The following is a 19,264-nucleotide window of genomic DNA, read 5'->3' as shown; positions in this document are numbered from 1 at the left end:
TGTAGATTAAATAGAAAATAGAGTTGCAATAATACAAAATTTGTTTTACAACATAAAGGGATTAATTTATTTTCATTTTGAATTTTACCTGTCCACCATAAGGTTTTCTTCACCGACTATTTCACCCAACTTGTTGATGATATTCCTGTTTACACTTATCTTTTGAAATGACGTTCTGAATATCCTTGGCCTTACCTTACCGTTTTCCCTCTCCAGATATTCGAAAAATATCTCCACATTTCCGGGGCTCGCTACTGATATGTCATAAATTTTCCCAAGTGCATCAAGCGGAAGACGGGCGGGGTCGATCGTAATTTTTAACCGTCTCGTAAATTTTTCGATGCAATTCTCAATTGGCATGGCGTTTTCAACAAGTATTTTTACTGAATCACCATTAAGCTCTGCAGTCCCGTTGAAATAGAGAACCGCCCCGTTGGTTATCAGACTGATGTGCCTCTCATATGCCTTTGCCCACATGGTACACTCAAACATGCCGCTTAACCCGTTCACGGTGAAGTTGGCAAAGGTCTGTCCTTTTGCACTGATTTTTGTTTCAAGATTGTTGACTACGCCACAGAGACCCACAGGTTTTCCATTGATAGTCTCAAAATTATCGACATTCGATGTGAACGAAAAAGCCCGTTCCTCAAGTTCATAAGCCGACATGGGATGGTTCGAAATGTAGAATCCCGTAACTTCCAGTTCACTCATGAATCTGTCATCCGGGCTCCAGTCCTCAACCTGCGCCAGAGACGGCTCCACGATGGTCTCCTGAAGAACATCCTCACCAAACAGGCTTGCTGTACTGTCATCGTTCAGTTCACGAACATTCTGCCCGAATGTAATTATCTCAGGGATCGACTCAAAAATCGCCCGCCTGTTGGTATTGATCGAATCGAATGCACCTGCCATAACCAGACCCTCCATCGCCCTCTTGTTTACAAGTCTAAGATCGACGAGCGACGCAAATTCATAAACACTCTTGAAATCTCTTCCCAGTTTTTTTCTTGCAGCGATTATACTGTCAACTGCTGTTTCACCTACATTTTTTATCGCGGAGAGCCCGAATCTTATCTTTTTTCTCTCGACAGTAAAAAATTTGGCAGGCTTGTTTACATCGGGTGACAAAACTTCGATACCCAGTTTACGACAGTCCTCAAGAAACAGGGTAACTTTTTCCTGCTTTCCAAACTCATGCGTCATGTTCGCTGCGAGGAACTCCTCTGTAAAATGAGCCTTGAGAAATGCCGTCTGATATGCCAGATAAGAGTATGCAACAGCATGGCTTTTGTTGAATCCGTAGTTTGCAAATTTATCTATCAAATCGAAAACCTCACCCGCTGTTTTCGCCTCAACACCATGCGCTTCGGCAGCCTCAACAAATATCTTCCGCTGCTTCTGCATAGCCTCCACATCCTTCTTACCCATTGCACGACGAAGGATATCCGCTTCTGCAAGAGACATGCCTGCAAGTTGATTCGCAATTCTTATTACCTGCTCCTGATATACGATGATACCATAGGTCTCCTGTAAAATCGGCTCAAGTTTTGGGTGCAGATAGGTTACCCTCTGTCTTCCATATTTCCTGTCGATAAAGTCATCGATGTTTTCCATCGGACCGGGCCTGTACAAAGCATTCATAGCTGCAAGGTCTTTTATTGACTGAGGTTTCAGTCTTTTCAAATGCTTCCGCATCGGCACCGATTCAAACTGAAAGATGCCTGTCGTCCTTCCGTCTGCAAACACCTCGTAGGTTAGCTGATCGTCCAATGGAATCGAGTCAATATCCTCGACCCACTCCTCCTCGGGTCTGGTTTCCTTTACCATTGACAAAGTATCCTCAATAATGGAAAGAGTACGAAGCCCGAGGAAGTCCATTTTAAGGAGACCCGCCGCTTCAAGTTCCTTCATATTATACTGAGATACTGCCTCCATGCTCGAGGTGTCAACTACAGCGAGTGGTACATAATCACTTACATCACCGGGAGCAATTACCACACCCGCGGCATGCTTGGATGCATTCCGGTTCATCCCCTCCAGTGTTTTCGCATACTTGAAGAGCTCGATCATCGTGGGATCGGTGGTCTTGGAATAATCTTTTAGTTCGGGAACTTCTGCGAGTGCCTTTTCGATACTGTAAACCTTGCCGAAGATGGAAGGTATGAATTTTGTAATATAATTTACTATATGCAGAGGGACATTTAGCACCCGTCCCACATCCTTTATCGCAGCTTTCGATGCGAGTGTGGAAAAAGTTATAATTTGAGAAACCGACTCTGATCCGTATTTCTGCTTGACATAATCGATCACCTTGCCCCTTTTTTCATCTGAAAAATCAACATCAATATCAGGCATCGACTTTCTTGCAGGATTCAAAAATCTTTCAAAAAGGAGATCATAATCAAGAGGATTGATCTTTGTTATACCAAGCACGAAGGCAATCAGCGAACCGGCGGCAGAACCTCTTCCGGGTCCTACTGCAACACCCATATTTTTCGCCGCATCGATAAAGTCCTGTACGATAAGGAAATACCCTGCAAACCCCATCTCCTTGATTGTTTTAAGCTCGTACTCAAATCTCTCTTTCAGCTCTTCGCTTTTCTCACCGGGAAACACTTCATCAAACTTCTGCCGTGAAAGATACTCGAAATAGCCATCGAGACTCTGTTCGGGTGATTCCGCAGGGATAGGGAATTTGGGGAAGAAATATTCCTTTTTATCAAGATTAACATCACATTTATCGGCAATTTCAAGAGTGCTCGCTATCGACTCGGGATAGTCCTTAAAGAGAGAAGTCATCTCATCCTGCGACTTGAAATATATCTGATCAGTACCGTATCTTAAACTTTTATAATCAGTCTCCCCCCCTTTTTCAGAGAGTTTCAGCAGGATATTGTGTGCGATGGCATCTTCGCGTTTAATGTAGTGGCAATCGTTCGTAGCGACAAGTTTGATGCCCAGTTCTTTCCCGAGTTTTGGCATTCCGTCAAGGATCAGTTTGTCATCGGCAATTTTATGATCCTGAATCTCGAGATAGAAGTCATCACCGAAAATCTCCTGATACTGTTTCGCCACTTCCTTAGCTTTTGCGTAATCCCTTCGTCTAAGGTAGAAGGAGACTACCCCTCCCAGACAGGCAGAAGTACAAATCAATCCTTCGGAATACTCCTTAAGAAGTTCCAGATCAATTCTTGGCTTGTAATAGTAACCTTCCAAAAAACCTCTGGAGGAGAGTTTAATCAGATTCTTAAAGCCCTGATTGTTCTTTGCAAGGAGTATGAGGTGGTGGTATGCTTTTTTTCTGTTTCCGGTGACGGGATCCAGTTCAACAGTTTTGTCAAATCTGCTCTTGTTCTCTATGGTGATGTATGCTTCCATCCCGAGGATCGGTTTCATTCCCGCTCCCTTGGCAGCTTTATAAAACTCCGGAATGCCGTACATAACGCCATGATCCGTTAGTGCGACAGCATGCATCTCGAATCCGGCGGCAGCCTTCACAAGGCTCTTTACCGTGCATGCAGCATCCTGCAAGCTGTAGTGTGTGTGATTGTGTAAGTGTACAAATTTACCCATACCTATCCCTTCCCGGTGGAACCAAACCCGCCGGAGCCTCTTTCTGTTTCACTTATAATTTTTGTTTCTTCGATTTTTGCGCGGTAAACCCTTCCGAGTATTAGCTGGGCTATTCTGTCACCACGCTTTATTTCAAAGTCTTCCTGACCGAAATTGAAGAGGATTACTTTAATTTCGCCGCGATAGTCTTCATCAATGGTTCCGGGAGCATTTAATACCCCGATGCCGTTTTTAAAAGCGAGGCCACTTCTTGGTCTTACCTGAATCTCATAACCTGCCGGAATCTCCACCTGCAGATTAGTGGGAATTGCTGCAAATCCACTTTTTGGAATCACAACGCTCTCTTCAATTCCCGCTCTGATATCCATTCCCGCAGCACCATCTGTCTGATACTCCGGAAGCGGGATATCCGACATCAAATCGTTTATTCTCTTGAATTTAAGCAATAAATTTTCGTTCATATTAATTCCTCTTAAATTTCTTTGGCAGACCCTGAATCAAGTCGCCGATTATTTTTAATTCTCTCGGGCTCATTACTCCCGTCACAACGAGGAGAGCAAGATAACCCAGACTCAATCCGAGTTTTATAAATACTGAAACAGACTGCCCTGAAATAAACAAATAATAAACTGCAAATACTCCTGTAATCAAAATCAGGATTGTAAATATTTTTCTGAACTCATAATCAATTTCAAAAAGCTTTCTGCCATAGTAGAAGAATGCAACTGCTATCACGACATAACATCCGAGTGTGGCAAGCGCAGCCCCCATCATACCAAAAACAGGTATAAGAAGGAAGTTTAGCACAATGTTTACTACAGCCCCGGCTCCCAGCAGGACAGGAATCGGAATGCTCTTCTCTTTGATATAAAAAGAAGCATTGAAGTTAACATAAAACCCGTAAAAGAGATATCCCAGAAGAATGACCGGAATGATATTTCTGCCCGACCAGAATGCCTCCCCCAAAAAGTGAACCCTGCCATACCCCAGTTCTGTGATATTCTCAATAAACAGAGAGAGAATCACCACAATTACACTTCCTGCGATGGTAAAGTATGTGAAAACTTTTGAAAAGAGTTGCTTCGCATTGTCATCCGAAGCGTGCTTCAGGAAAAAAGGCTGCCATGCAAACTGGAACATGCTTACAAAAAGCATCATGAAAATGCCGAGTTTATAGTTCGCATTGTAGATGCCGAGAGTTTTTAGATCGGTAAGCCTCTCCACAATTGGTTTATCAATCACCTGCATCATCATGGCTGCGAATCCCGCCGGGAGAAAAGGAAGTCCGAATTTTAGTATCCGTTTCAGGAGTGAAAAATCATATTCGGTTGATAAATTCGCATGAACATAAGGAATTAGCGCCAAAAATGAATAGATTGATGCCACGAGATTTGAAATGAGTACTGCTTCCACCCCCATCTTGAAGCCGAGAATCAGAATAAAATTCAACCCGATGTTTATCAGGATATTTATCACCCGTATTTTGGAGAATAAAAGGGCTTTGTTTTCCAGCCTGAGATAAATAAAAGGAAGTACGGTCAGTGCATCAAGTGCCAGGATATTTATGGCATAAGATATCAGGTGTTCATATTTCCCCGATACGGCAGCATCAATGCTGATCGAAATCCCCAAATATGGTTTCAAAAGGAAAAGAATAACTGAAAAAACCGCTGTCGATGTTAGAATCGTTAAATATGAAGTTGTGAATACTTTTGGTGATCCCCGGTTTTCCTTCATTGAACCCATCTTAAGATAAGCTGAGTCCATTCCGTATATAAACACGATATTAAATATCGCCATATAGGAGTAGAGGTTAGCCACCACTCCCATGTCATCGGGATTAAAGATATTACTGTAGAAAGGGACTAAAACAAAATTAAGGAAGCGGCCAACTACGGTTGAGATTCCATAGATAACCGTTTCCTTGGAAAGTTGCTTTAATTTGTCAATCATTCTTTGGGTTTGAGCTTCAGATCGAGCGAAATATCGAGTGCTTTGACGCTGTGGGTGAGTGCCCCTATTGAAATGTAGTCGACGCCGGTCTCTGCAATTTCCCTTACATTTTCAAGGGTTATCCCTCCCGATGCTTCGAGCAGACAGGTGTTGTTTGTTATTTCCACCGCTTTTCTGATCTCTTCCACGGCGAAATTATCGAGCATAATAACATCCACACTACTTTCGAGAGCCTCTTTAAGTTCTTCAAGATTTTTTACTTCAACTTCGATTTTGTATGAAGTCTCGTTTTCAGTCTGATGCTCCTTTACTGCTCTTACAGCCTCGGAAATCGATCCGGCAGCCTCAATGTGATTGTCTTTTATCAGATACATGTCATAAAGCCCTGTCCGGTGATTGAGGCATCCGCCTGTTTTCACAGCAAGCTTGTCGGTAAGTCGCAAACCGGGAGCTGTTTTTCTCGTATCGAGAATCCTGACACTGGTTCCTTCCACAGCTCTTGCATAGCGGGCTGAAAGTGTTGCAATTCCTGACATTCTTTGAAGAAAGTTCAGTGAAGTCCGCTCTGCCACAAGTATCGAGGCTGCGTTTCCCTCAACCTCAATCAGTATGTCACCTTTTTTAATCACGGATCCATCATCAAAAAAGACATTGAACTCAACAGTTTCATCTACGAGCTCGAAAACCTGACGGGCAACTGCTACTCCTGCAAGCACTCCGTCTTCCTTCGCCCGGAATATTCCCGTGGCAGGACGGTTTTCTTTAATAATTGCTTCTGTGGTAATGTCGCCGCTCTTTATATCTTCTTCGAGAGCGGACTCAATTATCCTGTCAATCTGTTTCAGATATCAGTCCTTAAAATATTTGTCGATCAGTTTATTAAACAGTTCCGGTGACCTTACGGGTTTTCCGGTAGCCACACTTACAAACGCATGCTGGGTGTAACCCGTGGCAATAAGCCTCTCACCCACTCTTATTGTATAATCAATTTTCAATTTTGCCAACGGTTTGCTGCTCATTGACGACTCAATTTCAATTATCTCATCGTAATATGCAGGCGAGTGAAACCTGATATATGTGTCGTAAAGCGGAAGCATAAAGCCCGCCTCTTCCATCTTCTTGTATGACATTCCCATGTCACGAATCAATTCTGTTCTGCCAACTTCAAAAAATTCAAGATATTTGCCGTTATAGACAAATTTCATCTGATCGGTATCAGCATACCTGATTCTTACAGTCGTTACGAACTTCACCATCCGCTATTCCTGAAAAGAGCCAATTCCGGCGAATTTTTCAATTCTGTTTTCAACCAGTTTATCAGGTTTTATCTTAACCAGATTTGCGAGTTCTTCAGTAATGACCCCTTTAAGGATTTCCGCCATCTCCTGATGATCTTTGTGAGCACCACCAAGCGGCTCGGGAACGATTCGGTCAATTACTTTCAGCGGAAGAAGATCCTGTGCGGTAAGCTTCAGTGCCTCTGCTGCCTGTTCCTTGTAGTCCCAGCTCCTCCAAAGGATGCTTGAACATGACTCGGGACTGATCACTGAATACCACGCATTTTCCAGCATAAGGATTCTGTCACCAACTCCCATACCAAGTGCGCCTCCGCTTGCTCCTTCACCAATGATGACTACAACAATCGGCACTTTCAGTCTTGCCATCTCCAGAAGGTTTCTGGCAATAGCTTCCGCCTGACCTCTTTCTTCTGCTTCGAGACCCGGAAATGCTCCCGGAGTGTCAAGAAGTGTAACAACCGGCAGGTTAAATTTCTCTGCAAGTTTCATCAGGCGAAGGGCTTTTCTGTATCCTTCAGGATTCGGCATGCCAAAATTGCGGTAAAGATTACTTTTGGTGTCTCTTCCCTTTTGCTGACCTATTATCATGACCTTGAAATTACCTATCATGGCGAATCCGCCAACCACGGCCTTGTCATCACCAAATGTACGGTCACCATGAAGTTCCATGAAGTTGCTGGTCATGTTGTAGATGTAGTCAAGAGTGTATGGTCTGTCAGGGTGTCTGGCAAGTTGAACCTTCTGCCAACGGGTAAGACTGTGGTAGATGTTCTCTTTCAGTTGCTTTACCTTGTCCTCGATCTTCGCTATTTCCCCATCTATCTGGAGACCGTCTGAAGCTTTTTTCATCTCGACGAGTCGTTCTTCGAGTTCAATTATCGGTTTTTCAAAGTCTAAAATTGTCTTTGCCATGTTACTGTTCGTTCATTAGTTTATTAAAAGTCTTGCCTATTATTTCCAAATCAAGCCAGATATTTTGATTTTTTGCATAAAAAATATCCGATTTGGCAGAATCTTCATCTTCATCCATGTCTGTATACCAGAATCCGGTCAATCCCTTTTTCCCAAGCCAGGGTTCACCTTTGGGGGCTTCTTCTTTCGGTCCGACAATACTGCATTCACCTTTCAACACCCTCCACATCCCTTTTATGAAAGTATAAAACCGGCTTTCTCTCCCGGAAATCATTTTTACGACAAAAAGAAATGGAAAAAGGAAAAATAAGATAAAAAGTGAGAAGAGAATATCAAAGGATTTCTTTATTATTTTATGCAGAGGGAACCCGATGTTGTAATTCACCTCAAAAAGTTGAATCTCGTTCAAAATTGAAACTTCAGATTTGCTCACCATAAAATCACTCTCACCACCGGTGATTTGAAACTCGACATTTTCCTTTCGGCATGCAGCAACAATTCCTATTATTGCATTGTAACTCAATTCCCCTGTGGTAAAAATGACCTCTTCAATCCCCTTTTCCCTGATAACCCTGATAATATTGTCCAGACTCCCGATTACCTCAAAACCTTCTATTCTCTCTCCGATTTGCAGCCTTTTTGTCCCGATCAGCCCCGCAATACGCGAATATTCACCCTTCTTCTTCTGCAGTTTTTTTGCGAGTTTGATGGCTTCTTCACCTGTCCCGACCACAACTGCCCTTTTCCTCAGAGAAATATCACCTGATGCCCCGGCTTTAAACCACAATTTGGCAAAAATTCTCCACCCGCCGAGGGTAAAAGGAAGTGTAAAGTAGAGAATAAGCACTACACCTCTTGAAAAAGCATAATCCTTGAAGAAAAAAGTGAGTGAGGTGATAACAAAGAACCCTGCTATCACCGCTCCAAGAGTCCGTAACACCGACAGGCGGTCTTTTTTGTAAACCGAGAGCACGGCCGAAGTGAGAATATGCACCAGAACCGGTATCGAATAAATTACAGGTATTCCATAGGAGGGGATACCAGACTCCCAGTCCCGGTAATTTGTATAAATCTTTACAGCCAGGAACATAGTGAGATTGTAAAACAGCAAATCCATCAAAACGGAAACGAAAACCAGTTTTTTCTTCCCCAAAAATGCAAGCATCTCCCTTGCAAGTATTGCAGTACGAAGGAAAAGAAGCAGAAAAAATGATCCTGCATAATATTTCTTTACGAAAATGTGCATAGCCTCATAGAAGACCTTCACCTCGTTCAGATTGCTTCTTTTGGTGCTCTCACCTTTATAATGGATGATTTCGGTAGTATGAACATAATAAACTTTGTAACCGGCTTTGTTCACCCTGTAACAAAGATCGAGATCCTCACCATACATAAAAAATGTTTCGTCGAGTCCGCCAATTTTTTCATATACTTCCCTCCTGATCATCATAAATGCACCCGAAATGGCATCGACCGCGTAGGTCTCGTTCTCATCGAGATATGTCAGATTGTATCGGGCAAAAAGAGGGCTGCGGGGGAATAAAGTAGAAAGTCCGGTCACTTTTGTGAACGATGCCCACGGACCGGGGAAACCGCGTCTGCATGCAAGTTGAAGTGTGCCATCGGTGTTGAGCAGTTTACAACCCGCCATACCGGCGTCGGGAGTTGCTTCAAAAAATGATATCATCTTTTCGAATGTATCTTCCTTGACCAAAGTGTCAGGATTCAACAGAAGAAGGAATTTCCCTTTTGCAATTTTAAGTCCGAGGTTATTGGCTTTGCTAAACCCGAGATTCCTGCTGTTCTCTATCAAAGTAACTTCGGGATACTTCTGCCTGATTAATTCGATACTTCCGTCATCAGATGCATTATCAACTACAATCACTTCAGTGCTTATATTCCTTGAAGCACTTTTGATCGATTCCAGGAGATTCTGAATGAACTCCTTTACATTGTAGTTAACAATTATTATCGACAGATCGATCACAGCTACCGTGCCCTACAACGAGCCAAAAATACTTCCAAGTCTGAGTTTCCAGACCATGAAAACTGCTTCCTTAACTATCTTGTTCGACATTTTTGATGTTCCCTGAAAACGGTCGAAGAAAATAATTGGTATTTCAGCCAGCCGGAAACCTTTTTTCCACGCTTTGAAATTCATCTCTATCTGGAAGGCATATCCATTCGATTTTATGTTGTCAAGGTTGATTGATTTAAGTACTTCAACCCGAAAACACTTATAACCACCCGTGGCATCTTTTATCGGCAGACCTGTTATAACTCTAGTATAAAAATTCGCAAAGTAGCTCAACAACAGCCTTTTCATTGGCCAGTTGATCACATTCACACCGGTAAGATATCTGCTTCCGATCACGAGATCGGCATCAGCAATTTTTTCCAGAAACTTTGGAACAACCTTCGGATCATGAGAGAAATCGGCATCCATTTCAAAAACGAAATCATAACCGTTATTGATTGCATATTTGAAACCGTCGCAATAAGCGGTACCCAAGCCCATTTTACCCGGTCGTCGGAGGATGTGTATCCGTTCATCCTTTTGGGACAGTTTCTCCACATAGTCACCCGTACCATCCGGTGAATTATCATCGACCACAAGAACATCCAGACCCTCTATTCCAAGCTCAAACAGCACGGGAATGAGTTTTTGGATATTATCCATCTCATTGTAGGTAGGCACTATTATTAATGTTTTTTTATCCATACCACTTTCCATGTTTCGGGATTAATCGTAATGTCCTTTTCCGAACAGTACTACAAAAACTGTCCGGAACAATATTTTAATATCTGTTTTTAGCGACATGTTCTCAATGTAAAAAAGATCGAACTGAAGCTTTGTCTTCACATCTTCAATATTTTCATCATATTTATGTTTTACCTGAGCCCACCCTGTAATTCCGGGTCTCACCCTCAGTCGCCTTTTATAATAAGGTATCTCTTTTGCCAGTTGTTCAACAAAAAACGGTCTTTCGGGACGGGGACCAACAAGGCTCATTTCCCCCTTAAAAACATTCCATATCTGTGGCAGCTCATCTATTCTAACCCGCCTTATGAATTTCCCCACACGGGTAATTCTGGGATCATCTTTTTGCGACCAGACGGGTCCCGTCCTCTTTTCAGCATCCTGATACATCGAACGGAACTTGTAAACCTTGAAAACTTTTCCATTCAACCCGCTTCTTTCCTGTTTATAGATAACGGGTCCTTTGCTGTCAATTTTAATCGCAACCGCCGCTGCGAGAATTATCGGGGAAGCCAACAGTAAAATGATAAATGAAACAACAACATCTATCACCCTTTTTGCTCCCCTCTCCCATTCAGACATTAACTGCGGATTAATGTCAATAAGTGGAAATCCGTAAAGCTGCATCGTTTTTGCCTGACCACTTAGAATTTCGTAAAGATCAGGAATGATTTTCAGCCTTACTTCCTTGGTCTCACAACGGGAAATTATCTCTATTAGCAGGTCATCGTGGTTCCTGCTCACCGAAAGGATCACCTCTTTTATTCCGAGGCGGTCAATAATATCCTCAATCTCATTCACCCTTCCTACAACCGAAACCCCGTTATACTCCTTACCAATATTCTCTTCCTTTATGGCAACATAACCTGTTATGTCGAGTCCGAGTGCAGGATGAGAATTAATCTGGTCATGTATCTCCATTGCCCGCTCATTGAATCCGACTATAAGAGCCTTCTTCCTGCCAATACCTTGAATCAACAATTTCCTTTGAATCGATCTGAGGAGAAGGCGTCCGGTTACGGTCAACGAAACCATAAGTCCCCAATAGATAAATATCAGGAATCTGTTCCCTGTATTCTCGCCCGTCCCCGAATCGTCAATAAAAATCGCAAAAAAGAGGATGAATGTCCCCCAGAAGGTGGTTTTTACGAGTGTGAATATCTCATCGAATCGTGAGAGTGCAAACCATGTCCTGTACATTCCGAAAAATACAAAGAGCATAAACCAGTAGAAAAATATCACCAGCATCGGTATTAGAAATCCGGGCTCTGTAAATTGTGCAAACATCCCCGACTCGTTCCGGATATAAAAATATATTACCCAGGCGAGATTAATCGTTATAAAGTCAGCAGCAATTAATAGAAATTTTTCTTGTTTTTTGTTCAATTTGCTTAATATTACAGGTTTTTGTTTATTAAAGGTCTGCTTTCGTCAAGCTTCCAAATTTTTGTCATATATGCGAGTCCGGAAAAATAACCACTCCATATCGCTTTGAGAGTTCTTCCTTTTTCCGTGGCACCTTTAATTATTGCAAGCGATTTCAGAATCGTTATTGCCGTGGAATAAAGGAACACATAAAGTTTTTCGAAGAGATTATGATCTCTGAAAATAAGGAACCTGTTCCTTGTAAAGTAATAATGGTACAGTTTTGAGTACTGTTCAAATGATTTGCCTGCCCCCGACTGATGATACATCACTGCGTTGGGAGTAAACATAATTTTGAATTTTTTATTTACCCTCAGTGAGTATTCAAGGTCTTCAAAATACATGAAAAAGAACTCACTCATGAAGCCAGACTTCTCAAAAACCTCTCTTTTTATCAGCAGACAGGCCCCCTCTGCGTGTGTTATTTCCATCTCTGAATTACAGTTTTCGGAAGCTTTTGTTCCTTTCCCCAGTGAAACATTTCCACACCGCCAAAAAATGTAACGGCTGCCGGCACAGTATATTTTATCCCTCTCATCAAGGTAGAGAACCTTCGGAGATACTATCCCGATGGCAGAATCCCTTTCTGCTACTTTAACCATCTCCGAAATTGTATTATCCCCAAATTCGGTATCATTGTTTACATATAAAACAAAATCGGCACCATGGGAGAGAGCGTATCGGGCACCTGTATTCATTCCTCCGGCATATCCCGTGTTCTCTTCGTTCAGGATCACAGGCAGACTGGTAATTTCCGAAAAAAGCCTCTTGCCGCTGCCGTCTGGTGAGTTGTTGTCAACGATGACAGGGTACAACTCTTTGTAGTTTTCCCTTTGAAGACTTTTCAGACAATTCAGAGTATCATCATATCCATTATAATTAAGAATTACTGCAAATACTTTTTTCAATCGTCAGCCTTCAAGAATTCCTGTCAGGTTGGGTCCCCGTCCAGAACCCAGATTATGGGCGAAATAATCGTTCAACGCCGCCCGGGCTACTTTTGCAAAAGGTTTGTTTGTAAAAGACCAGACAACTATTTTCAACGATATCACAGCAAAAAAATAGATTGCTGATATTAGACGGACGATACCACTGTTCATCTTGTTATTAAGTAAAAAACGGTTCCTGACTGAATAATAAAGTTTTAAAGGACTCTCTCTTTCGCCTAAAACTTTGTGATAGATTACCGCAGCAGGTTGATATAAAAGCTTGAAACCATATTTTTTCAACCTCGCGGAAAATTCTATATCGTCAAGGTACATGAAAAAATCTTCATCTTCCAACCCGGCTTTTGCGAGATGATCGGTTCTGAAAAGGATCATGCAACCGGTAAGGAAATCAGTCTCTGTTACTTGATTGTGTGATTTCTTCTCTACGGGTAACCCTTTGTCTAAATGAATCGCAAGTCCCCGCCACTTTATCATTTTACCATTTCCAAACCAGATGGTTTTTCTGTCGTGTTCGGCAAGTATGAGCCCTCCCGCTGCGGCTGCCTGCGGATCTGATTCCATCGCATTTACAAGTTCAGAGAGAAAATTTGGCTCAACAATGGTATCATTGTTCAATACCAGCATATACTTAGGTCCAAATTTGGAAGCCTCCCTGAATCCTCTGTTTATTCCCCCCGTATATCCTAGATTTTTTTCGGTAACATAAAGATCAAGTGCAGGGAACCTCTCTCTGAAAACCTCGACAGAATTATCAGTTGAGCAATTGTCAACTATAAGAATTCTGTAGTTTTCATAGTCTATTCGTTGCACAGATTCAATACATTCCACCGTGTCTTTTGCCCCGTTATAATTCAGCATGATAACTACGGTAAGGGGTTGTGCCATCTTTCTCTTCAAAAATAATTATTTGTAAACTTTAAATATACTGAATTCCGTGAAGTCTTTAAGTCGGACCGGAATATCTTGAAATAGTGCGTCCGGTAGAATTGTCGGAAATTTTGCAACTGCCGCTGATAGTCAGATCAGATTAAAGAATATAATCCCTCCTGTTTTGTAAATTGCACACTCAAAAAAAAGAATTTACCAAGTTTGAAAAAAACATCGCTGTTCCTTTTTATTCTCTATATGCTCTTCCCGGCCGGAGTATTCTCACAGGGATTTGTAGTCGTGCTTTCTTCGGATGCGAACAGAAATGCACTGACTGAAAAATATGAAGAAGCAGTACATGATGGATTGAACCCTGAAATCCTCGATTTTAAGTTAAAATCGGGAATCGTTTACAGAGTATGTACAGGATTTTTTGATGATGTGAATTCTGCAGTAAATCTCTGGGACGATCTCAGACAAAAAGAGAAGTACAAAGATGTTTGGGTTCTTCCCGTTCCACCCGCTTTGATGACCAAAATGCCTGAAATAGACAAGGAAGAGTTTTCACGCATTTACGCTAACATTGCTCTGATGATCAACACCAAAGATTATCAAGGTCTCAACAGATACATCAATCCTGCATATGGATTCTATGTAATGATTAATCCCGGGTCCTCCTTTCTGCCTGTCCACCTCGACTCCATACCGACAAATCTGGAGGACATTTTTGCAACCGGAATTTTCATCTACTTTGATGACCAAATCAAACTGCAACCTGACAATATGACATTTGGTGAAGTTCCCGCCTACAATTGTGAAACAGGAGACTGGTCAAAGGAGGGGTGCTTCGTCCAGGGTGTGCGTTCATACAGCAGAATCTCCCGCTGGGAATATTCACTTCTTGAATACGATGACTGGGATGATGCTTCAGTTCAAAAATTGAGACTTGCAGAAAGCAAAATTGTCCTCAGAACAATAAACACACAAGGTTTCGAGATCGATTTCGCGTATGAAAACGGAAAGTGGTACATCGCCGCATTTGATCTCGCAACAGATTGTAATCAATAGTTTTAACGGATTTAATCATGACATTTAATTCTAATCTCAACCTCCTGAAAGCCATTGGCAGAACCCCGTGTGTCAAGCTGGAGAATATTTCAAAACTCACAAATCATGAAGTGTGGGCCAAACTTGAGTTCATGAATCCAGGCGGCAGCATCAAAGACCGCATCGCGATGTACATGATCGAAAAAGCGGAAAAAGAGGGAAAAATTAAACCGGGAGACACGATAATCGAAAACTCCTCGGGAAATACTGCGATGGGGCTGGCGATCGTCTGCAAACAGAAAGGCTACAAATTAAAGATCGTTATCAGAAACACCACTTCAAAAGAAAAAATTAAAATGCTCGAAATCATGGGTGTGGATGTAATTAAAGTAGATGCATCCCTTCCCCCTGAACATCCGGAGTCATACAACAATTTCGCTGCAAAACTCGCTTCTGAAGACCCAAATGTTTTTTATATCGATCAACACAACAACCTTGACAACAATGAGGCTCACTATATGTCAACCGGTCCCGAAATCTGGCAGCAAATGAACGGAAGAATCGACTATTTCGTTGCAGGTGTGGGAACTGGTGGAACATGCACAGGTGCCGGAAGATATCTGAAAGAGAAAAATCCCGACATAAAGGTTGTGGGCGTCGATCCAGTCGGTTCAATATTTTATGAATACTTTAAAACCAAAAAAATCGGGACTCCCTCCCGATACCTCATCGAAGGCCTTGGTGACGAGTTTCTTATTCAAACCGCCCAGCTCCATGTACTCGATGACATGATTCAGGTGACCGATAAGCAGGCTATAGAATATACTTTTCTGCTCGTGGCTGAAGAGGGAATTTTATCCGGTGGGTCATCGGGTGCGAACATTTTCGGTGTCTTGTCACTCGCAAAACAACTGAAGGAGCCCTCAGTCATCTGTACCGTCATCTGCGACTCAGGCTATAAGTATCTCTCCACCGTATATAACGATGACTGGCTAACTGCGAATAACCTGATATAATTCGTGTTTTTTTGCTTTAAAGCAAAAATGTTCGCGTGTTTTTTTGCTTTAAAGCAAAAATGTTCGTATTTGCAGAGGGATTAATTTAGAGCATGAAATCAGCCACCGCACTCGTCTAAGAACAAAAGATTATTGCATTACTGCATTATTGGATTATTGGATTATTGGATTATTGCATTCCCTCAATCTTCAAACGAGCTGATATCCCCGGCTCCTTCTCTGATAATTACGGGTTCATCACCACTTAGGTCAATAACACTTGAGGGCTGGTTTGGGACATAACCTGCTGAAAGCATAACATCGACTGCAAACCCCAAAACTGATTCAATCTCCTCAGGTCGTGTAAGAATGTCACCTCTTCTGTTGGTTGTGGAGGTACTGACGATCGGATGTCCGAGTTCCCTGGCGAGTTCAATCGCTATTGCATGATCGGGAACCCTGATACCCACTGTTTTTCTTTTCGACCACAATCTTTTTGGCACTTCCCTTGCCGCAGGAAGGATGAATGTGTATGGACCCGGAAGCAATTTTCTCATCTTTTTGTAAGCAAAATCGGAGACTCGGGCATGTGTGGATATGTCTTTGAGATCGGGAACAATAAAACTGAACAGCTTGTCCCTCGTTTCATTCTTGATCGAGAAAAGGCGCTCAAGTGCCCCTTTGGCATAAATACTGCACCCCATTCCGTAATATGTGTCAGTCGGAAATATCACTATTTCCCCTGCACGGAGAGACTCGGCAGCTTTTGTGATAAATCTCTTCTGCGGTGTTATCGGATGAAGCTCGTACAATTCCATCGGTTTCTGTTCCAAAAATCAAAAAAATGAAGAACAAATTAATGCAATTATTCAATAATGCAGAAATCCTGTAATTTTGAGCAGGAAAAATCCAGCTTTATAATAAAAAAGGCCACCCTTTCGAGCAGCCTTAAACACTAAATCTAAATCACTATCAGCTCATAGTTCATAGCTAACAGATCATAGCTAAATAAATCAGGTTCCTGCTGAATAATCGTCCATGTATTCAATCTGTTCCGGTGTCAATTTGTCGATTGAGTAACCAAGAGTAGAAAGTTTGATTCCGGCGATTTCCTGATCCTGAGCTTCAGGAATGTCATAAACTTTGTTGTCAAGTTTATTGCCATTCTTGTGTTCAGTTGCGAGGCGAACCTGTGACATGAACTGATTGGCAAATGACATATCCATAACTTCAGAGGGATGTCCTTCAGCAGCGGCGAGATTTACAAGTCTGCCCTGTGCAAGAAGATATATTTTTCTTCCGTCAGCAAGGGTGTACTCTTCGTTGTTTGGACGAACAGTTCTTTTCTTCACAGCGATTGCTTCGAGATCGTTGATATTGATTTCGCAGTCATAATGACCGGTGTTGCAGATAATTGCGCCATCTTTCATTACTTCGAAGTGTCTCTTTACAATGATATCTTTGATACCGGTAGCTGTAATGAATACATCGCCGATAGCTGCAGCCTGATCCATTGTCATGACGCGCATACCTTCGAGTGTAGCTTTGAGAGCTGCAGTAGGTTTAACTTCGGTAGCTATAACATTTGCACCCATTCCTTGGGCTCTCTTTGCAACACCACTTCCGCAGTGACCGTAACCGGCTACCACGAAGTTTTTACCTGCAAGCAGAATTGATGTAGCTCTGAGAATACCATCGATTGATGACTGACCTGTTCCGAACACATTATCAAAATCCCATTTTGTTTCAGCATCATTTACTGCAATTACAGGATATTTCAATGCACCTGCATCTGCCATTGCTCTAAGTCTGTGAACACCGGTTGTAGTCTCTTCTGTACCACCAATTATGGTAGGAATGAGTTCAGGGAATTTGTTGTGAACTGTGAAGATAAGATCAGCGCCATCATCGAGTGTAAGGTTTGGTTTCATGTCGAGTGTGCGTTCGATGCACCAGTAGAATTCTTCAACATTCATTCCGTGCCATGCATAAATTTCGGTTCCATTGGCGGCAAGAGCTGCTGCAATGTCATCCTGAGTAGAAAGTGGATTGCATCCGCTCCATGAAACTTTTGCACCTGCTGCAGAAAGGGTTTCGATGAGAACTGCAGTTTCTTTTGTAACATGAAGACAGCCGGCGATTTTGTAACCTGCCAACGGTTTTGTGACTTCAACTTCTTTTCTGATTTTCATCATTACGGGCATTCTTGACTCTGCCCACTCTATTTTCATTCTTCCCGCTTCAGCGAGGGAAATGTCTCTAACTTTGTAGTGACCTTGTTTGTGATCCATTAAATAAGACTCCTGATTTTCATATAATCGAGTGTATAAAACAAATTAATTAGCGTATTTCTTGAAAGTATCTACCAGGTCGAGTTTCTCCCAGGTAAATCCGTCTCCACTTCTGCCAAAGTGACCGTATGCTGCGGTTGCTCTGTAAACGGGTCTCCTGAGTTGAAGTCTTTCAATAATTCCTTTTGGTGTAAGATCAACTTCTTTTTCGATCATTTTTGCAATCGCTTTGTCTTCAATCTTTCCGGTACCATAGGTGTTAACAAATATCGAAACAGGCTGAGCGACACCGATCGCGTAAGCAACCTGAATCAGGCATTCTTTCGCAAGTCCTGCAGCAACTACATTCTTTGCGATGTGACGGGCTGCGTAAGTGGCACTTCTGTCAACTTTGGAAGGATCTTTTCCCGAAAATGCACCACCACCATGAGGAGCCCATCCACCGTAGGTGTCAACAATGATTTTTCTGCCTGTAAGACCTGTATCTCCGTGTGGTCCGCCAATTTCAAATCTTCCGGTCGGATTGATGTGGAATTTGGTGTTTTCATCGAGAAGATTTGCAGGTATCACCGTCTTTATTACATTTTCAATAACTTCATTTTTGATGGTCTCTTGATCGACATCTGCATCGTGCTGAGTGGAAATTACCACTGCATCAACGCGAAGCGGGGTTTTGTCATCAGAATATTCAACTGTGACCTGTGATTTTGAGTCGGGTCTCAACCATTTCATCAAACCATTGTTGGATTTTCTGATCTCTGCAAGTTTTGCCACCAGTTTGTGTGAAAGAACTATCGGCAAAGGCATCAATTCTTCTGTCTGATCGCATGCAAATCCAAACATAATACCCTGATCTCCGGCACCGCCTGTATCAACTCCCATTGCAATGTCTCTTGACTGTTCATGCATTACATTGACAATACCAACACTTTCAGCAGCAAATTTATATTCTGATTTGGTATAGCCGATCTCTTCGATTGTTTGTCTTACTACTTTATTAAGATCGATGTATGCATTTGTGGTTATCTCGCCACCTACTACAACAAGTCCGGTAGTGGCATAGGTTTCGCAAGCTACTCTAGAGTTGGGGTCCTGCTCGTATATGGCATCAAGAACCGCATCGGAAATAGCATCGCACAATTTATCGGGGTGTCCTTCAGACACCGATTCAGATGTGAAATAAAATGACATC

General features: G+C 42.3%; 16 protein-coding genes. 2 read left to right on the top strand and 14 right to left on the bottom strand.

Annotated elements, in window-relative coordinates; genetic code table 11:
• Positions 1-84: 84 nt before the first annotated feature.
• Genes dnaE through J0L60_05605 form a run of 11 tightly spaced genes read right to left on the bottom strand, consistent with a single transcriptional unit; the run spans position 85 to position 13,757 of the window.
• On the bottom strand, positions 85-3,573 hold the full coding sequence (dnaE, locus tag J0L60_05655) for a DNA polymerase III subunit alpha (GenBank protein ID MBN8545606.1): 3,489 nt from the start codon (positions 3,571-3,573) through the stop codon (positions 85-87).
• Positions 3,574-3,575: 2 nt separating this feature from the next.
• On the bottom strand, positions 3,576-4,034 hold the full coding sequence (gene dut, locus J0L60_05650; GenBank protein ID MBN8545605.1) for a dUTP diphosphatase: 459 nt from the start codon (positions 4,032-4,034) through the stop codon (positions 3,576-3,578).
• A 1-nt stretch (position 4,035) separates the two neighbouring features.
• Positions 4,036-5,526 (bottom strand): polysaccharide biosynthesis C-terminal domain-containing protein, encoded by a 1,491-nt coding sequence (locus J0L60_05645; GenBank protein MBN8545604.1) that lies wholly within the window; start codon positions 5,524-5,526, stop codon positions 4,036-4,038.
• Positions 5,523-6,371 (bottom strand): carboxylating nicotinate-nucleotide diphosphorylase, encoded by an 849-nt coding sequence (gene nadC / locus J0L60_05640; GenBank protein ID MBN8545603.1) that lies wholly within the window; start codon positions 6,369-6,371, stop codon positions 5,523-5,525. The genes J0L60_05645 and nadC overlap by 4 nt, the downstream gene beginning before the upstream one ends.
• A gap of 3 nt (positions 6,372-6,374) precedes the next feature.
• Positions 6,375-6,782 carry an acyl-CoA thioesterase gene (locus J0L60_05635; GenBank protein MBN8545602.1) on the bottom strand — a complete coding sequence of 136 codons (408 nt, stop codon included), beginning with the start codon at positions 6,780-6,782 and terminating at the stop codon, positions 6,375-6,377.
• A 3-nt stretch (positions 6,783-6,785) separates the two neighbouring features.
• Positions 6,786-7,736, bottom strand: a complete 951-nt coding sequence (locus J0L60_05630; GenBank protein MBN8545601.1) for an acetyl-CoA carboxylase carboxyltransferase subunit alpha — start codon at positions 7,734-7,736, stop codon at positions 6,786-6,788.
• A gap of 1 nt (position 7,737) precedes the next feature.
• Positions 7,738-9,723 carry a glycosyltransferase gene (locus J0L60_05625; protein MBN8545600.1) on the bottom strand — a complete coding sequence of 662 codons (1,986 nt, stop codon included), beginning with the start codon at positions 9,721-9,723 and terminating at the stop codon, positions 7,738-7,740.
• Between the two features lie 12 nt (positions 9,724-9,735).
• Positions 9,736-10,458, bottom strand: coding sequence for a polyprenol monophosphomannose synthase (locus J0L60_05620; GenBank protein ID MBN8545599.1), 723 nt, complete (start codon positions 10,456-10,458; stop codon positions 9,736-9,738).
• 21 nt (positions 10,459-10,479) lie between these two features.
• On the bottom strand, positions 10,480-11,883 hold the full coding sequence (locus tag J0L60_05615; protein MBN8545598.1) for an undecaprenyl-phosphate glucose phosphotransferase: 1,404 nt from the start codon (positions 11,881-11,883) through the stop codon (positions 10,480-10,482).
• Between the two features lie 11 nt (positions 11,884-11,894).
• The gene (locus tag J0L60_05610) at positions 11,895-12,830 is read right to left on the bottom strand and encodes a glycosyltransferase family 2 protein (protein MBN8545597.1); all 936 of its coding nucleotides are present in this window, start codon (positions 12,828-12,830) and stop codon (positions 11,895-11,897) included.
• A gap of 3 nt (positions 12,831-12,833) precedes the next feature.
• Positions 12,834-13,757: a glycosyltransferase family 2 protein gene (locus tag J0L60_05605; protein ID MBN8545596.1), complete on the bottom strand. Its 924-nt coding sequence runs from the start codon at positions 13,755-13,757 to the stop codon at positions 12,834-12,836.
• 204 nt (positions 13,758-13,961) lie between these two features.
• On the opposite strand from J0L60_05605, the gene J0L60_05600 reads away from it, so the two are divergent.
• Positions 13,962-14,807, top strand: a complete 846-nt coding sequence (locus J0L60_05600; protein ID MBN8545595.1) for a hypothetical protein — start codon at positions 13,962-13,964, stop codon at positions 14,805-14,807.
• Between the two features lie 17 nt (positions 14,808-14,824).
• Positions 14,825-15,802, top strand: a complete 978-nt coding sequence (locus J0L60_05595) for a cysteine synthase family protein (GenBank protein MBN8545594.1) — start codon at positions 14,825-14,827, stop codon at positions 15,800-15,802.
• 182 nt (positions 15,803-15,984) lie between these two features.
• On the opposite strand, the gene J0L60_05590 is transcribed toward J0L60_05595, so the two are convergent.
• The 3 genes from J0L60_05590 to J0L60_05580 all read right to left on the bottom strand — a co-directional run bounded on the left by J0L60_05590 (position 15,985) and on the right by J0L60_05580 (position 19,263).
• Positions 15,985-16,599 (bottom strand): threonylcarbamoyl-AMP synthase, encoded by a 615-nt coding sequence (locus tag J0L60_05590; protein MBN8545593.1) that lies wholly within the window; start codon positions 16,597-16,599, stop codon positions 15,985-15,987.
• A 195-nt stretch (positions 16,600-16,794) separates the two neighbouring features.
• Complete coding sequence (locus J0L60_05585) at positions 16,795-18,072, bottom strand: adenosylhomocysteinase (protein MBN8545592.1); 1,278 nt, start codon at positions 18,070-18,072, stop codon at positions 16,795-16,797.
• 45 nt (positions 18,073-18,117) lie between these two features.
• Complete coding sequence (locus tag J0L60_05580; GenBank protein MBN8545591.1) at positions 18,118-19,263, bottom strand: methionine adenosyltransferase; 1,146 nt, start codon at positions 19,261-19,263, stop codon at positions 18,118-18,120.
• Between the last annotated feature and the right edge of the window lies 1 nt (position 19,264).

The organism is Ignavibacteria bacterium, from assembly GCA_017302895.1.
GTDB lineage: Bacteria > Bacteroidota > Ignavibacteria > Ignavibacteriales > Ignavibacteriaceae > UTCHB3.
The sequence above is the reverse complement of the archived record's forward strand: the minus strand, read 5'-3'. Positions and strand labels throughout refer to the sequence as shown.

What these genes read in the sequence shown, in the direction of transcription:
- dnaE (MBN8545606.1), bottom strand. Translation starts at nt 3,573, where the DNA reads ATGGGTAAATTTGTACACTTACACAATCACACACACTACAGCTTGCAG.
- dut (MBN8545605.1), bottom strand. Translation starts at nt 4,034, where the DNA reads ATGAACGAAAATTTATTGCTTAAATTCAAGAGAATAAACGATTTGATG.
- J0L60_05645 (MBN8545604.1), bottom strand. Translation starts at nt 5,526, where the DNA reads ATGATTGACAAATTAAAGCAACTTTCCAAGGAAACGGTTATCTATGGA.
- J0L60_05635 (MBN8545602.1), bottom strand. Translation starts at nt 6,782, where the DNA reads ATGGTGAAGTTCGTAACGACTGTAAGAATCAGGTATGCTGATACCGAT.
- J0L60_05630 (MBN8545601.1), bottom strand. Translation starts at nt 7,736, where the DNA reads ATGGCAAAGACAATTTTAGACTTTGAAAAACCGATAATTGAACTCGAA.
- J0L60_05620 (MBN8545599.1), bottom strand. Translation starts at nt 10,458, where the DNA reads ATGGATAAAAAAACATTAATAATAGTGCCTACCTACAATGAGATGGAT.
- J0L60_05605 (MBN8545596.1), bottom strand. Translation starts at nt 13,757, where the DNA reads ATGGCACAACCCCTTACCGTAGTTATCATGCTGAATTATAACGGGGCA.
- J0L60_05595 (MBN8545594.1), top strand. Translation starts at nt 14,825, where the DNA reads ATGACATTTAATTCTAATCTCAACCTCCTGAAAGCCATTGGCAGAACC.
- J0L60_05590 (MBN8545593.1), bottom strand. Translation starts at nt 16,599, where the DNA reads ATGGAATTGTACGAGCTTCATCCGATAACACCGCAGAAGAGATTTATC.
- J0L60_05585 (MBN8545592.1), bottom strand. Translation starts at nt 18,072, where the DNA reads ATGGATCACAAACAAGGTCACTACAAAGTTAGAGACATTTCCCTCGCT.
- J0L60_05580 (MBN8545591.1), bottom strand. Translation starts at nt 19,263, where the DNA reads ATGTCATTTTATTTCACATCTGAATCGGTGTCTGAAGGACACCCCGAT.